General features: G+C 37.9%; 14 protein-coding genes and 1 pseudogene. 8 read left to right on the top strand and 7 right to left on the bottom strand.

Annotated features, from left to right (window positions below):
• Positions 1 to 30 precede the first annotated feature (30 nt).
• On the bottom strand, positions 31 to 525 hold the full coding sequence (locus tag AAC037_RS05455; protein ID WP_339902031.1) for a carboxypeptidase-like regulatory domain-containing protein: 495 nt from the start codon (positions 523 to 525) through the stop codon (positions 31 to 33).
• Between the two features lie 342 nt (positions 526 to 867).
• Between AAC037_RS05455 and AAC037_RS05450 the strand changes: the two genes are divergently transcribed.
• From AAC037_RS05450 to AAC037_RS05430, 5 genes are all read left to right on the top strand, one after another.
• The gene (locus AAC037_RS05450) at positions 868 to 1,833 is read left to right on the top strand and encodes a galactose oxidase (protein WP_339902030.1); all 966 of its coding nucleotides are present in this window, start codon (positions 868 to 870) and stop codon (positions 1,831 to 1,833) included.
• A 52-nt stretch (positions 1,834 to 1,885) separates the two neighbouring features.
• The gene (locus AAC037_RS05445) at positions 1,886 to 2,797 is read left to right on the top strand and encodes an aminotransferase class IV (RefSeq protein ID WP_339902029.1); all 912 of its coding nucleotides are present in this window, start codon (positions 1,886 to 1,888) and stop codon (positions 2,795 to 2,797) included.
• A 2-nt stretch (positions 2,798 to 2,799) separates the two neighbouring features.
• Positions 2,800 to 3,528: a sulfotransferase family protein gene (locus AAC037_RS05440; RefSeq protein ID WP_339902028.1), complete on the top strand. Its 729-nt coding sequence runs from the start codon at positions 2,800 to 2,802 to the stop codon at positions 3,526 to 3,528.
• A gap of 384 nt (positions 3,529 to 3,912) precedes the next feature.
• Positions 3,913 to 4,959, top strand: a complete 1,047-nt coding sequence (locus AAC037_RS05435; protein WP_339902027.1) for a hypothetical protein — start codon at positions 3,913 to 3,915, stop codon at positions 4,957 to 4,959.
• Between the two features lie 333 nt (positions 4,960 to 5,292).
• Positions 5,293 to 5,856 carry a DUF1349 domain-containing protein gene (locus AAC037_RS05430; RefSeq protein ID WP_339902026.1) on the top strand — a complete coding sequence of 188 codons (564 nt, stop codon included), beginning with the start codon at positions 5,293 to 5,295 and terminating at the stop codon, positions 5,854 to 5,856.
• A gap of 7 nt (positions 5,857 to 5,863) precedes the next feature.
• Here AAC037_RS05430 and AAC037_RS05425 read toward each other — a convergent pair whose 3' ends face one another.
• From AAC037_RS05425 to AAC037_RS05405, 5 genes are all read right to left on the bottom strand, one after another.
• Complete coding sequence (locus AAC037_RS05425) at positions 5,864 to 6,181, bottom strand: phosphatase PAP2 family protein (protein WP_339902025.1); 318 nt, start codon at positions 6,179 to 6,181, stop codon at positions 5,864 to 5,866.
• Entirely contained in the window at positions 6,136 to 7,239 is a 1,104-nt protein-coding gene (locus AAC037_RS05420) for a haloperoxidase (protein WP_339902024.1), read from the bottom strand. Before AAC037_RS05420 ends, AAC037_RS05425 begins: the two co-directional genes overlap by 46 nt.
• Positions 7,240 to 7,564: 325 nt before the next feature.
• A complete protein-coding gene (locus AAC037_RS05415) occupies positions 7,565 to 8,464 on the bottom strand; it encodes an ROK family protein (RefSeq protein ID WP_339902023.1) in 900 nt (299 codons plus the stop codon).
• Positions 8,465 to 8,626: 162 nt separating this feature from the next.
• Positions 8,627 to 10,954 carry a glucosamine-6-phosphate isomerase gene (locus AAC037_RS05410; protein WP_339902022.1) on the bottom strand — a complete coding sequence of 776 codons (2,328 nt, stop codon included), beginning with the start codon at positions 10,952 to 10,954 and terminating at the stop codon, positions 8,627 to 8,629.
• A gap of 25 nt (positions 10,955 to 10,979) precedes the next feature.
• Positions 10,980 to 12,224 (bottom strand): ROK family protein, encoded by a 1,245-nt coding sequence (locus AAC037_RS05405; RefSeq protein WP_339902021.1) that lies wholly within the window; start codon positions 12,222 to 12,224, stop codon positions 10,980 to 10,982.
• A 280-nt stretch (positions 12,225 to 12,504) separates the two neighbouring features.
• Here AAC037_RS05405 and AAC037_RS05400 point away from each other — a divergent pair.
• The 3 genes and pseudogenes from AAC037_RS05400 (at position 12,505) to AAC037_RS05390 (ending at position 14,949) form a co-directional block, all read left to right on the top strand.
• Positions 12,505 to 13,494: pseudogene (locus AAC037_RS05400) on the top strand (N(4)-(beta-N-acetylglucosaminyl)-L-asparaginase).
• A 14-nt stretch (positions 13,495 to 13,508) separates the two neighbouring features.
• Entirely contained in the window at positions 13,509 to 14,255 is a 747-nt protein-coding gene (locus tag AAC037_RS05395; RefSeq protein WP_339902020.1) for a copper homeostasis protein CutC, read from the top strand.
• Positions 14,256 to 14,490: 235 nt separating this feature from the next.
• Positions 14,491 to 14,949: a CBS domain-containing protein gene (locus AAC037_RS05390; protein WP_339902019.1), complete on the top strand. Its 459-nt coding sequence runs from the start codon at positions 14,491 to 14,493 to the stop codon at positions 14,947 to 14,949.
• A gap of 23 nt (positions 14,950 to 14,972) precedes the next feature.
• Here the strand turns inward: AAC037_RS05390 and AAC037_RS05385 are convergent, their stop codons facing one another.
• Positions 14,973 to 15,689: a YdcF family protein gene (locus AAC037_RS05385; protein ID WP_339902018.1), complete on the bottom strand. Its 717-nt coding sequence runs from the start codon at positions 15,687 to 15,689 to the stop codon at positions 14,973 to 14,975.
• Between the last annotated feature and the right edge of the window lie 271 nt (positions 15,690 to 15,960).

The following is a 15,960-nucleotide window of genomic DNA, read 5'->3' as shown; positions in this document are numbered from 1 at the left end:
AGACTGTTTGGAGATTTTAGCATAGCACCGCTATGGTGAAATTGAAAACAGCAACGAAGTGGCTGGTTTTGAAGCGATTTCAGCACGTAATAGATTGTCTATTACATTTAACATTTGATCTTGCCTGTGGAAAGGAGCTTTGGCCGCTAAAATCTGTTGTTTAAAGGTTTGTTCATCAGGTAACACACCAACAGTTACTTTATCCAGTACCACTGCCGCCGGATTAAGAAAAACAGTGATGGGGCTTTCATTTTTATCATTTATCAAATAATTTGTCTTGGTATAACCTATATGAGTGATGCTAAGCAAAGTTTTTTCTTTTACCCTAATAGAAAATTTCCCCTCTTGGTCACTTACTGCCTGAGCCTTTGACCAATATATATGGGCATTATCAATAGGTTGCATGGTATGGGCATCAAGCAACCTTCCTTTGAGAAGGAAAGGTTCTATTGGATCCGTTTCAGCTAGCATCGGAAACCAAGTAAATAGTAATGAAGTCAAATAAAAGAATGGGATATTCCTCATGGTTTTAAAGAAATGGGGTCTTCGAAAGTATGAGGTAAAATTTGCAATTAAGGTGTATTAACATCTGTTAACCTTTATTATAACAAAATATAAGATTGGTATTAGTAGGTGGTATAGGTGATATAATTTTTTAAAACCGAAAAACTTTCCGGATATCAATTCTATATGGAAATCCCGTACGGAACTCATCAACAGGTGGACTCTTAATTCTACTTACACCTTTAGGTTTAGTTTTCTAACTTGTTTTATTTTCAAGGAATGTCAATGAGGCCATTAAAATTTGTAATTTTAGGTATTATACTTGTAAATGGATAATTATTAGTCAAACCAGAAAAATCAATTATGGTAAAGTTAGTTTTTACATTCGCATTGGCTCTTTTAGGAACGCTTGTTCAAGCGCAAACCTGGGAAACACTAAAGCCTAAAGATACCTGTACTGAACGGCATGAATGTTCCGGCGCAGCTGTAAATGGGAAATTTTATTTAATTGGAGGAAGGGGAGATAAGCCTGTAGAGGTTTATGACCCGGCCAATAATAACTGGACAAAGCTTAAAAACACGCCACTCGAAATGCATCATTTTCAGGCGGTAAGTTATAAAGGAAAAATATATGTCATTGGTGCTTTTACAGGTGGTTATCCACATGAAAAACCTGTAGAAAATGTCTATATATATGATCCGGAGCAGGATTCTTGGACCAAAAGTCACGAGATTCCAGCGGATAGAAGAAGGGGAGCTGCAGGCCTGGTGGTCTACAAGGATAAATTTTACCTCTTAGGTGGTGCGCAAGATGGACATTGGGCAGACAATAGAGACTATGTGGATGAATATGATCCGAAAACCGGAGTTTGGAAAACACTACCTTCCATGCCAAGGCTTAGGGATCATTTTCAAGCTGTAGTAGTTGACAACAAGCTTTATGCAGTAGGAGGAAGGCGTTCTTTTGCGAAAGAAGGACATGGGTTTGAACTTACTTATCCGGAATTGGATGTGTATGATTTTTCTACTGAAAAATGGACAACGCTAGAAAATTATCCCCTACCAACTGAAAGAGCAGGAAGTACTACCATCCCTTATAAAGAAGGTTTTTTGGTGATTGGAGGAGAGTCTGATGCCCAAGTAAAAGCACATGCTGAAGTTGAATATTTTCATCCAAAAAAAGGATGGAAATTATTGAATCAATTAAATAGAGGGAGGCATGGATTTCCTGCAGTAACTATAAGTGAAAACGTATATTTGGCTGCCGGGTGTGGGAATAGAGGAGGAAACCCTGAGTTGAATAGCATTGAAAAATTAGCTATAGATTAAGATTTTTTTTGAAAGATTATTTGGCTTACAGTACTACATTTAATTAAAACTTATGGTAAAAGGTACACATCAAGCAGTGGAGGATGCCAGAAATGATACTGTCAAGATTTTAATCAATGGAAAGTTTCATGATCGAAGTGAGGCTAAGATTTCAGTTTTTGACAGCGGCTATTTGGTAGGGGATGGCGTATGGGAGGCTTTCAGGGTGCATCAGGGAAAGCTTATATTTATTGATCAACACTTAAATAGGCTTTGGCAATCTGCCAAAGTGATAGGGATTGACATCCCATTCTCCAAAGAGGAGTTGATAACCAATGTTCATCGAACTCTTGAGATAAATGGGATGAGGGACCATGTCCATGTCCGTGTCATGCTTACCCGAGGAATTAAAAAGACGCCTTCTCAAGATCCAAGACTTACTATTTCCGGACCTAATCTTGTAATTATAGCAGAGTTTAAAGCAGCAGCGGAGGAAAGTAAAAACCTAGGAATAAGCCTTTTTACCAGCACTATTAGAAGAGGTTCCCCGGATTACCTAGATCCCAGATTAAATTGTCATAGCAAACTCCATGAAGTACAAGCTTTGATCCAGGCAATAGAGGCAGGGGCAGATGAGGCTTTGATGTTGGATGTCAATGGCTTTGTTTCAACTTGTAATGCGACCAACTTTTTTATGGTGAAAGGGGAAGAAGTTTGGACATCTACAGGGGAGTACTGTATGAATGGTATCACCAGAGGTAATGTGATTAAGGTTTGTGCTCAGCATGGGATTAAATGCCTACAAAAAAACTTCTCCCTATTTGATGTGTATGGTGCGGATGAGGCTTTTGTTACAGGGACCTTTGGAGGGCTTACTCCTGTGGTTAAAATCGATGGGAAACCCATCGGTAATGGAAGTTGTGGCCCTGTTACCTCCAATTTGCGCCAATTTTATGAAGGATTGATTGTTGAAGAGTTAAAATAATTATGTCGGATACGAATGACAAGAAAGTGTTTCTATGGTCGGGACCTAGAAATATTTCCACAGCCTTGATGTATAGTTTTGCGCAGCGGCAAGATACAAACGTTGTTGATGAACCTTTGTATGCACATTATCTTAGTTGCTCTCCGGCGAAACCACTTCATCCCGGGGCCGATGATATCCTTTCGAGCATGGAAATCAAGGGGGAGAAAGTAATTGATGAAATGAAGAGACCGGGTAAAAAGCCTGTGACCTTCTATAAGCACATGAGTCACCACCTCATAGGGCTTGACTGGGGATTTATGGAATCTGGAGTAAATGTCATTCTAACACGAGATCCCAAAGAGATGTTATTGTCCTTCTCAGCGGTGATTGAGGAACCTAAAATGAGTGATATAGGATATGCCATACAATTAAAATTGCTGGAATATTTTAAATCTATGCACCTTCCATTTGTGGTTTTAGATGCCAAGAAGGTATTAAAGGATCCGGAAGCTCAATTGCGTAAACTGTGTAATTTTATTGATATTCCATTTGATCAGGAAATGCTTCGTTGGTCAAAGGGGCCTATCCCCGAAGACGGTGTCTGGGCCAAATATTGGTATAAAAATGTACATCTTTCTACAGGTTTTCAGCCTTACCGCCAAAGGAATATTGCTTTCCCGGATCGGTTGCTTCCCATTTTAAATGAATGCTTACCTATTTATGATAGGCTGTTGCAAGAGGCCCTTTAGTTATTGCTTGGACTTTGTTTGCACTTTTTTACAAATGCTTTTTCCATTATTTGGTTTTAAATATGTACGATTTATTAAGTCGGTGTTATTTTGATCTGAATTGTCGGCAATTCCGAATAGCTTAGAACAAATAGGTACATCCTAACTCTGTATAATTTGAAGATATTTTTTAAAAATTCTCGAAATAGTAGGGGAGAGACCAGTTATTACAAGATAATTTAAGAAACCTTAGGGTGCTTACTTGCATTGTCGTTTATTAAAACATAATTTTGATACTTATTCCTTCCGCCTGGGATTTTAGAGATGAAAGGTAATCCTCCGGGCTAGCAAATCAAAAGTTTATACATAATAGGTATCACCTACTAAATTGAAATAAGTATACAAATGGAAAACGACCAGCCTGTAGAAGTAAATATTACGCCCAAAGGGTTACTTTATCTGCCAGAGACTGCCAAAGGGTTAAAGTGTGTTTCAGAAACAAAGATTGAAACCATGTTCTATACTCCTGGACAAAACCCTGAAGAAAACCTTAATTATAAGTTTTTGTTACCGGCTTTGGATCAAATAAAAGGACAGGATTATGACTATGTCATAGGTTTTGATTCGGATTTATCCAGAACCATTATTGGCTACCCCAATGCGGAGGGAAGGTTTTTGGTTTTCAATGCCCACCAGCAAGGTGCAATTTTCACCCATACCTTTCTTGCCGGAAACTCTTTTCCTTCCATGGATGAAGAAAAAACAAAATTGGTTATTAAGGGAATTGTTCTTTCACAGCAAATTGATAAAATTGTAACCAAAAATAATGGGGCATATAAAGAATCACATGCCGGATATGAAGACCTTAAAGAAAAGATTTTAGAAATAGAAGATCCTATTGAGTCCTATTTGGCTTTCGATGAAAGAAATCACGTGATTCTGGATCTTGATAAAAATAAAAACATTGAACTTCAAATTTCAATGATTGAAGAATTGGTGAAAGAATTGAAAGGCAAGGAAAAGAGCCTTTTTGATTTTCATGTTGACCTTCAAATCAGGTATAAACTGTATGGAGAAAAAACCTTCAATATTACTTCAGAAGGTGAAAACAAGAAAATATTTGATAGATTCAGGACAAAGCCTCCTTCAGACGCCATGCATGAGGAGTTGGTTAGTATTTCCGATTATAAAAAACAGCTGTTCTTTAATAAGCTTACAGGTAGAAAAAGTGAGCCGGAACTAAGGCAGATGGATATTGTCCAGCTGGATTATAGCAGTGGTTTGAAGATCAGTGTGGAACTAACCGAAGGCGGAAGCAAACTCTTTTTACATCTAAGTGACTATACCGATTGTTATAACAAAGACTCCTTTGCCAACGCCAGAAAAGGCATCAATGATAGACTGTTGAAGATTGTGGTTTCTTTAGGGAAGATGGTTATCGATGTGAATTGATAATTCTCAGTTTGATGATCCAGGAGGTTTACAAATAGGATAATATATAAAAAGGAAAATGGGCAGTATTTGTTCTTGTTTTCCTTTTTTACTTTTATCAAGGAAAGCTTTGGATAAATGAACCTTTCACTGATTTAAGTTTGCATTGAGGATGTCCTAGGGTAAAGGGGTATTGAAACAGTGGAAGGCTGACACTGGTACTGTGTGGAGGTAAATTTTCAGAAAAACGCCTAAATTTTTATGTTAGCTAATTCAATGTAAATCTAACGGATTGTCACAGGGAGATTTACAAGAAATCCATTAAATTATATATTAACTAGAAATTCATTAGCTATGCTTACTATAAAAAGACGTGATTTCAACTGGATGAATCCTCCAAAGCAATGGTCTGAGGAAAAAGGTATATTGTCTTTGATGACTGATGCAGAAACAGATTTTTGGAGAAAAACCCATTATGGATTTATCAAAAATTCCGGTCATTTTTTACATACGGATCAAACCGGAGACTTTGAGTTGCTGGTTCAATTTACCGGGAATTATACGGCTCTTTATGATCAAGCCGGTCTAATGATCTTATTGGATGATGAAAATTGGATCAAAGCCGGTATCGAATATGTAGATGGCATCCAAAATGCCAGTGCAGTCGTTACAAGAGATGGTTCAGATTGGTCTGTAGTAGCACTAAATGATAGCCCATCCGCTTTTTATATCAAAGCAATAAGGGGAAACGATTATGTGGAGATCAGTTACAGCTTAGATGGTAAGGATTTTCAGTTGCTAAGACAGGCTTATTTCCCACCTGCACCTTCATTGCGAATAGGTTTTATGGCTGCATCTCCGAAAGGCAAAGGCTTTGAGCTTGTAGTGAATGATTTTAAAATATCAGAAACTAAATAGGAATAATTTATTTTCCAACATCACTGCTTAGGCGATTTGGATTTGTCTTGATTTGTTCCAGTATATATTGGGCAATATTCTCTCCTTGTTTCATGCCTACTTCTATGGCATCTCTGAAATGAATGCCTCCATACAATCTTGAAATTGCAGCTTCATTGGATGCAATTAAAAAGGAGTCAAATGCACGTTCTGGTAAGCCGAAATAAACCTCTGAGGTATCAATAAACTTGAAATTATCACCAAAATAGGAGGTGAGTAGAACAGCGGAGGTTTTAGAGATTACACTATGTCCACTGGTGTATTCCGGAAAAGGAGGCGTTTGCAAGATGGGGCGCCATTCCTCATCGATAAGCCTGTTGATGGCTGTAAGAGGCCGTATCCGGTCACTCTATACTTCTCATCCCAGCAACTAATGAAAGCATCGTGAAGGCCCAAGGCCACAAGAGTGTGTATATAGAGGCTTTCTTTAAAGTCTAGTGCTGCTTTTTGGCTGGCAATACCTGTGATCCCCATCCAGTGGCCGCCCGGAGAAATTTTCTTTAGTCCAATGGCCATGTGTCCACTGTAAGACACATTAAAGGGGTTGCAATCCCAAAAGTTTGCGATTAATTGCTGCTCCTCTGTTAAGTTGGAAGTGACTTCATAGATTTCTGTTAATTGTTTGAAGAATGAGCTATTCTCGTTTTCTGAGTAAGCTGCAGGAGGGGATGGGCTGAAGGCGTCTGCACTGTTGATAAAAAATGGTCTGATTGTTCTCCATTCCGGATCTATGGCTGCCAAATAAGCAGGAGGTGTAGGATACCATTTACCCTTACCCTTGGTAGGGCTATATCTTTTTAAGGTGCTTAATTGCAAGTATCCATCTTTTCTGGCGTATTCCAATACTATTGAAGCAATACTCTCAGCATAGTTTATGCCTTGTCTGATTTCTCTTTTCTTTAGGAGTCTGTTTTTTGAATAGTGATGAACCAAATCCTCTTGGGCTGCACTAAGCTTTTTTCCTGAGGGCATAATCTTTTTACCCACCTCCAGCATTGCATAGGTACCGGCAAATGCCAGGCTGATATTATTTTTTTCAAGCGCCATTTCGGGCTCTAAATCAGGCAGCGGCGCATTGAAATGCTTAACCATTGGTAAGTCATTTAAATTCCCATTATTGTTATAGGCCAAATAGGCGGCCAATGAAGAGTAACTGTAAAACCTGGCCGCTCCCGGAGGGCTAGTGACATCAGTAACCATTATATCTGTTATGGAGAACAGGTGTTCGATCATCTTGTCTCGAACAAATGTTTCCTTCTCAGCAGAGGCTTTTTGTGCAAATAAATTGCTGGTAAGGCTTAGAAAAAGTAAAGAAAGAATTATAGGGTTTTGCTTTTTTGACATATTGGGTAAAATTGTGTTTTAAATATATTTAAAAAATGGTTAAAGGCAAATATCCAATTTGATCTTTGTATCTAAATTAAGAACAGAAATATTTTATAGGAAGGATTTGGGAAGTTTAGGAATGGTGCCTTTTACAGGTCTAATGTATCAGACTGATAATTATTTGTTTAGTTTGATTAAGATGTGAAAGAGGATTATTCAGATTAAGACAAAAGGTGTATCTGTTAATTAATATAAAAAAATCCCTCCGATAGGGAGGGATATGAATGCTTATTAAACGTAAACAGAAAATATTATTTTAGCTACATTCAGGTTATAAAAATCCTTAAGCAATTGGGTTGCTAGCATTTACATTATTCTGCATATTTACCAGGTATTTATTTTCTTCTACCAAAGAGATAGCGCCAAGTATGGCTGAATCATTTGAACCAGAAACGTAAACTTTTAAATTTTCCGAGATAGGTAGGTAGGGGAAAGCATCAATTATTTCTTGCATTCCTTTTTCAAAATAAGGGAAGGCTTTTCTTATTGAACCACCAAGCACTATGGCTTCAGGTGCAAAAGTTAACAACAGTCTGTAAATAAGTGCCCCAATATGTTTTCCAAAATCATAAAATATCCTGATGGCTTCTTGATCACCTTCACTGGCTTTTTTTGCTAATTTTTTAGCACTAATATGGTGTTTTTCTTTGAAAAACTTACTGCCACAATAGTCTTCAAAGGTTCCATCCAAATAAGGTATCGCTCCCCATTCGCCTGCTCCACAAAGTTTGCCCGTATACAAATGACCATTGGCTATTATCCCTGTACCGATACCTGTGCCTAAGGTGATGCCGATAACATGTTTGTGGATATTGGAAGCGCCAAATTTATACTCTCCCAAGGCAAAACAATTGGCGTCATTGTTAATGGCCACAGGAACTCCAAACTTCTCTTCCAAATATTTTTTTAGGTTAACATTATGGAAAGAAGGAATATTTGCCAAGTTATAAATAATACCATTAGTTGGGTCGACCAAACCTGGAATCCCTATCCCTATGGCCTTAAAATTAAAATGTCTATAGGCTTCGACTTGTTGGGAAATGGTTTCTAGGATTTCGTCTTTTGGGGACTTCGCAGGAGTTTTTATTTCCCTGCTATCTGTCAAGCTTCCATTTCTAAATAATCCTGAACTAATTTTAGTACCCCCGATGTCCAAACCTAGCACCATATTGTTTACTTTCATTTTACTCCCAAAATTTCAGGATATACCTGATTACCATTAATATTAACCTTCTAATTGATCTCCAATGGCTCAAAGACATTGTGTCAATCTTTTCGATATTGAGTATCAAATTCGTCCATGAAAATTTTTCACAGACGAATTTGATTAAATTAACGAAGTGTATTAAAGCATACCTTCGGTTGATTTTTCTAATTCTCTAGCTTCAACCAAGAAGTCTTCAACATCCATTTCCCTGAAAAATATCAGGCCATGGCTGGATCTAACTTTCGCAGATTGATGTTGGTAGAAATAGTTTTTACCAAGGAGAAGTTGCACATCACTTAATTGGTCTACCCAGGTGTTTTTTGCTAGGGTACTGAATTTACCATTGTGTGCATAACTTGGGAATGAGGCATTTACCTGACTCAAATAGCAATTTGAGAAGGAATCTTCCATGACCGATATGTCTCCTAAAGAAACAGGTACAATAACGTTAGATTCTGCAGCATCAAATTTAAACCAGACATTCCTGTATCCAATGATTTTGAAATCACTTAAGTCTTCTTCTAAGCTCCACTGCCTTACAGCTTCAGCAGTTGCTTGTAATACTTTATAATGCGTATCTGGGCCACTGCCTTCAGGGTCTAATGTTAAACTAAGTTTAGTAGGCTTAATTTCTCTAAGCATATTCAAAATAGGTTCAACATCCCGTTTCTTGTCCGGCTGCTCGGTAAAGATATCCCCTGTGTAGAAGCCTAATCTTAGGTGGTGGACATTTTTTACCTGAACGCCAAAATGAGCCCATACAAGTTCTTCCTCAAACTCCCTAATCATTCCTTTTAAGGTCTGTATGTTTTTAGGGTTCTTCTCTCCATCATAAGAGTTTTTAAGGACTGTTATGATCTCGTTAATTTGTTCTCTTAGTTCTTGAGTAGATTTGATACCAAAGGTGAAAACTATTGCCCTTACCAACCGGTGGCATAGGCCTCTTAGTCTTTCTTCGGCATTATCTGAGGCTACATTGGTTAAGTAATGGTACACATCTTTGTCCATCTTTAATTTATAGCCTGAGGTATAAAAATCCTCAAAGTTAACCATTTGAATCCTACCGTTGTCCAAAAATCTTTTGGTGCTTCTTAAGGTTTCTATAACAAAAGTGTTGGTCACAGCGGTGAAACCTGAGGTCAAGACAGCAAAATGAGCATCATTGCTGATCTCATGCAATTGCTTGGTGATCTGAGGTAAAATGCCTAGTGAAATATCATCATGGTGAGGACCGGTGTGGAGAAATACTTCATTCTTCTCTTCCTTCATCCCCCTATCTATTTTCTCACTAATGCTTTTGATTACATTTTTTACCGTATGCTCGTTCAAGTCAGGTATCAGACTGGTGTATTTGTCTTCTTTTAAATCTTCAAGAGTGATTCTATGACCATATTTTTGAAGTTTCTTGCAAAGTTCCAATACTGAACGTTCCGTTTTTGTATCCGTCCATTCCCCTTTAAAATAGTATTGGTCAGTACTATCTGTTAATTTTGAACCGGCACCTTTTGTAATATAGAACCTTCCATTCTTTAGTTTCTGCAATACAGTTGCCGGATAAATATTGGTCATGGATTGTTCCAAAGATTCCTTCACTATGCCCGCTTTGGCTTCCCCTGCTGCGATGATAATGGCTACAGCATCAGGATTATGAACTATGGTGTCCAAACCAATAGTAATAACCAAACGGTTTGCAGATATTTCTATCCCACCTAAATCACCTGCTGCTACGGCTTGAGTTTCAAAGTTGGTCTCTGTAAGTCTGGTAGTAGAAAAGATATCCGAACCACGGGTGTTGAAGGCAATATGACCATCCGGGCCAATCCCTCCTAAAAAGAATCCGATTCCTCCTTTTTCACGGATTTTAGCTTCATATTTCCCACACCACTGGTCAATCAAGTAGATAGATTCTTGTTGAAGTTTTTCCAAAGGAGTTTTGTATTCTCTGAAACGTAATGATAAGTCTACTTTAGAATCCGGAAATATTTCCTTGTAACTTTTGCCTTCAGCAAGTGTTATTTCATCCGAATTGATTAGTAATGCTTTTTTTGGATCCAGACCAAAGCCCTCAATATAAAACTTATTTACATAATGGTGAAAGCTATTGTTTTGTTCTGGAGAAATAGGGTAAAACTCATCAATCTGCACAAAGTGTAAGCCATTTAATACCGGCTTTTTGCAGTCAATTAAACCGTATTTTTTTCTTATTTCCAGGCCTTTCTTCTCTTCCCAGTTTTCAAGAAGAAACTTGGTCCACTTGATAAAGTATTCCGGAGTTTTTCCTGTTGGAAGACTGATGACCCCTTCAGGGTTAGTAGAGGCCCATTCCAAAAATCTGCAGGCAGTAAGGAGTCCCAATTTTGGGAAATTATCAACCGTAAGATAGGGTATTTTGGTAGTGATCTTCTCTACATCTGAATCTTTAAAGAAGGCCTCTTCGGTCTTGGAAAGTGGATAATTCGCTAACATATGCTTGTATCTATTTTGTTTTAATTTATTGTGAATTAATAGTGTCCTCAAATATATGCTCATTAACTATGGCAATAGCTCCTCTGAGCCCTACCTCCATACCTAATTGAGAAAGCTCAATTGAAGTTTTTTCTCTTAACTTGGCCATACTATAAATATTTAAGGCTTGTTGAATAGGTGTAGTAATGTACTGCTTGGCCTCTGCTATTGCCCCTCCTAATATGATCAACTCAGGGTTGAGCAACTGTATTAATATGGCAATACCGCGGCCTAAATCAAGCCCCACATCAGATAAAATACTGATGGCCCTTTGATCCCCGGCAATCGCTGCTTCTACAACAGTGGAAGGTTCTAGATTCTCTTCCTTACCATTACTTAACTTTGCCAGAATCGAGTCTTTGTCCAGTAATATGGCTTCCTTAGCCAACCGAACTACTGCCCCACCGGAAGCAACTGCTTCTAAGCAGCCCCTTTTGCCACAGGTGCAACTTATTTCTTTGGCATCAAACAAGGGAGAATGACTGAATTCACCAGCAAATCCTGAGTATCCCCGATAAAGTTTTTCGTCTATGATAATTCCAAGCCCTATTCCCCAATCAACAAAAATTCCCATCACATTTTTATTGGAACCTTTGTTGGCAAATTTAAACTCAGCAAGAGTTTTTGCTCTTGCGTCATTTTCTATGAATACTTTCCGGGAAAATTTTTCCTCCAACTGATCTTTCAAGTTCTTTTTGCCCGATTTTAGGTAGGTGTGATTTACACCCGAAACACTGTCGACTAATCCGGGCATACTAATTCCTACCGCTATTACCTTCTCCTCTGGAATTTCGGATGAATGGATGATTTTCATTGAAAAATCATAAATTGCATCCAAGGTTTCTAGTTCATTATTAAGAGACAGTTTAATGGATTTTATATCACTTACCTTTTCATTTTTGGTATTGTAGATGGCTGCCTTTGCACCAAACCTATTCAAGTCTATACCCAATATATAAAATGAATCAGGTGCAAGACCGTAAAGATCAGGTTTTCTCCCTCCCTGGGACTGCCCTCGGCCTTCCTTGATTATAATTTTCTCTTCTAATAAGTCTGTCAGTAAAAGATTTACGGTGGGTAGACTTATGCCTACCAATTGGCAGATATTACTGGCAGTATTATTGCCTAGTGTATACAGCTCTTTTACTATCTTTAATTTGTTGATATAGTTCTTAATTTCAACTACACCTTCCTTCTTATCCAGGACAATCTTCGGGTCTATTAAATTCATAGGATAAACTTTGATGCAAAATAATAAAAATTTTATTTAATTAAGGCAACTTAAATAAAAAAATCTACATTTTCTAATAAGCAATGGTTAATTTCACTTAATATTTATTCGCCTGTACCCAACAAAATAAAGGGGAAAAAGCTTGAAAATGCCATAATGGATAGGTTTCGTGGATTAATTTATTTTAAAATAAATGCCTTTTACCTGTCAATTTTTCAAAAAAAATAATCATGTTTGTTTCAAAACTTTTTCAAAAATAAGTAAGAAATAAAAAAAATCTATGAAAAGCAGACGGGAATTTCTTCATAAAGCATTACTTTCTTCATTGGTTATTAGTCCTTTTGCAAATCAGGTAAAAGCAATTGCTGATACCGCAAAAATAAATAACAATAATAAGAAGAGTGCTCAAGTATTGTCCACTTGGAATCATGGGATGGCAGCCAACGACAAAGCTTGGAGTATTTTATCCACCAATGGTGACGCATTGGATGCGGTAGAAGAAGGAGTTAAAGTTACGGAAATAGCCAAAAATGTGCTTTCAGTAGGTCTAAACGGAATTCCTGACAGGGAAGGCATCGTTACCTTGGATGCCTCTATAATGAAAGGAGACGGATCATGTGGCTCAGTTGCTTTTGTAAGGCAAGTGAAACACCCCATCACTTTAGCTCGCCTGGTTATGGAAAAAACACCTCATGTCATGTTGGTCGGTGAAGGTGCACGACAATTTGCTATACAGGAAGGAATGCCTATTGAAAAAGAGGAGTTAAGTGCCGGTGCAGAAAAAGCCTACCAAAATTGGAAAAAAAATGCCCAATACAAACCCATAATTAATGTTGAAAATCATGATACCATAGGAATGATTGGTATGGATGCCTCCGGCAAGCTGGCAGGGTCCTGTACCACAAGTGGTCTGGGGTACAAGATGCATGGCAGAGTAGGTGATAGTCCTATTATATGAGCTGGTTTGTTTGTAGTTGAAGAGGTTGGAGCTGCCACAGCCACTGGGCTGGGAGAAGAAGTTATTCGCATTTGTGGTTCGTTTTTAATTGTAGAATTGATGCGACAGGGCAGAACCCCACAAGAGGCATGTGAAGAAGCAGTGAAAAGAGCAGTCAGTAAGTGTAAAGATATAGACAATACCCAGATTGGTTTTCTCGCCTTGAATAAAGAAGATGATTTCGGTGCTTACGCTATTAGACCCGGGTTTAATTTTGCTCGGCACCATGCCTCCGAACAAGCCATGATTGATTCAAAAAGTTGGTTTAAATAATTAGGAACCTAAGCATGAAGAATATTTTATTAGAGTCTCCCGTATATACGTTGGAAGCAGCTTTACTTGCCGTGGAAAATGGCGTAGACAGACTTGAGCTATGTGCTGATTTTGGAGAAGGGGGGACTACCCCAAGCCTGGGATTGTTAAAGGTGTTAAAGAGTAAGGTTAATGTCCCCATTTTTGTTATGATCAGACCAAGAGGAGGTGATTTTGTGTATTCTGAGTTGGAAATAACGGTCATGAAAGAAGACGTTAAATCTTTTTTGTCACAAGGAGCTGATGGATTTGTTTTCGGTATTTTGAATAAATCCGGAAAGGTAAACCAAGCGGCTTGCTTGCAATTGATCCAAGCCGCTGAAGGCAAGCCTTGTACCTTTCATAGGGCTTTTGATGTGCTGGAAGACAAGAAAGGTGCCTTAGAAGAGATCATCCAGTTGGGGTTTTCTAGAATATTGACATCCGGAGGAGAAAACAGTGTGATGGAAGGGATGCCTTTAATTTTAGATTTGTTAATGCAAGCCAGAGATAGGGTTGTAATTTTGCCCGGTGGAGGTTTAATGCTTCAGGACATAGCTGATTTAAATATGACAGGATTACTTAAAGAAATACATGCTTCCTGTAAGCAATTCAGGCCCTCAGCTATGGAGGGTGTCAATGACCATTTAAGACTCTCTCAAATGGAGGAGACGGAAGGGATGGTGTTGACTGTAGCTCCCCAATTGGTGGAGGAGCTGGTGGTTTATCTGAAAAAGTTGTAAGATTTTTATTGTTCTTCTGGGTTTAAAGTGGAGTACGGTGAGCTTATCGTTATAGATCATAATCTAAAATAACAATTGTTTTTTGGTGGATAACATTATAAAAAGGTTAATTGAATCGTCGTTTTACTTTTGATTGACCTTATTTTTATTTTATAGTTTTAATTTTTTTGGCGTCAAAGTTTGTTTTTATGAGGTAAATTTAATATATTATTCCCTCACAATAAACCCTATAAAGATGGTAAAAAGTTTTCAGGGGGTAAGACAAGCCCCACCAAAAATTAGTGATCAACCTATTTTAGTCAAGGATTTCATGACCACAAATTTGATCACCTTTAGAGCAGAGGATACCATAGATCATGTCATAACGGTGCTTACAAGAAAGAGAATTTCAGGGGCGCCGGTAGTGGATGATAATGGTGGACTTGTAGGTATGATTTCCGAAGGAGATTGTCTTAAAGAAATCATTAAAGGTCAATACACCAATACGCCTAAGTTTCCTGCATCGGTAGCGGAGCATATGACTAAAGAGGTTTATACCTTGCCACCGGAAATTTCAATATTTGATGCAGCAGATCGGTTTTTAACCATGAAGATTAGAAGATTCCCTGTGGTAAAAGACGGAAAGTTAATAGGTCAGATAAGCGTTAGTGACATTGTTAGAGCCATGCCTAAGTTAAAGGCATCCACTTGGTAAGTTAAGTGAATAACCAGCATTTTTTAAATATACCCTACAAGGGAGTAAACAGCTAATCCCACCCATTCTTTGGTTAGTTTATGCCAAGCTACCAGTGAGCCTACATCAGGTTGAACGATTGATTTAAAATTCAGCCTCGGTACTTTTCCATAAAAATCTACAGGGAAAGTATCGGGGTTTAATCCAACCTTTAAAAAACAGGCTTTGGCTCTTTTCATGTGAAAAGCGGAGGTAATCAAGAGCATCTTATCTGTGGGCTCCAGTCGGATTTTATTTGATCTAATGATTTCCTCACTAAATAAAGCGTTTTCCCTTGTATTTACTGCTTTTGTTTCTGTAATAATGTCCGATTCTTTCACTCCTGCCCAGATCATGAAATCCCTTAAGGATTCTGCTTCTGATAGAGGGTGAACCGGATCATAGCCCAAACCTCCCGAAATCAATATTTTCTTTATTTTCCCCATTTTATACAGTTGTACGGTATGGGTGGCTCTGTCGGCTCCCCTTGTAAAATAGGTCCGGTCTTTTGGGAGCATATTAAGGTTGGTGACTCCGGTCAGGACTATGCCCAGTTCATAGCTTGGCAAAGAAGAAAGCGCTTTGGGTTGGGGTTCCCATTTATATATCGCCCAATTGGCTAAATAGCCATTGGAAAAGAATAGAAGCAATATTATCCCGGTAGGTAATAGGGTTTTACCCCAAGATTTTTGTTTAAAAACAAAGCCTATAAGAATGAGCATTAAGCAAATATTAAAAGGCATTATCAAAAAACTAAATAATTGTGAGATATAAAAAAACATTGACGCTTATTTTTTTTAGTTTGCTTAAGGGCTTTTATTGACAGCCATTTTCAAAATTATTCAATAATTGGTTATTGTCTGACAGTTTTCTTCATAACTTCACTTTGTAGGAAAATTTTAAGCTTATATTTTTCTCATTTTAATTCCTTATTATATAATCTTTTTCAAAGTCCATGGGCTGTAATTCTTTCTGGTTTCCCAAGATCCATGC

Source organism: uncultured Cyclobacterium sp. (genome assembly GCF_963976465.1).
Taxonomy (GTDB): domain Bacteria; phylum Bacteroidota; class Bacteroidia; order Cytophagales; family Cyclobacteriaceae; genus Cyclobacterium.
Note: the sequence above shows the minus strand (reverse complement) of the source record. Positions and strands in the feature narration are given on the sequence as shown.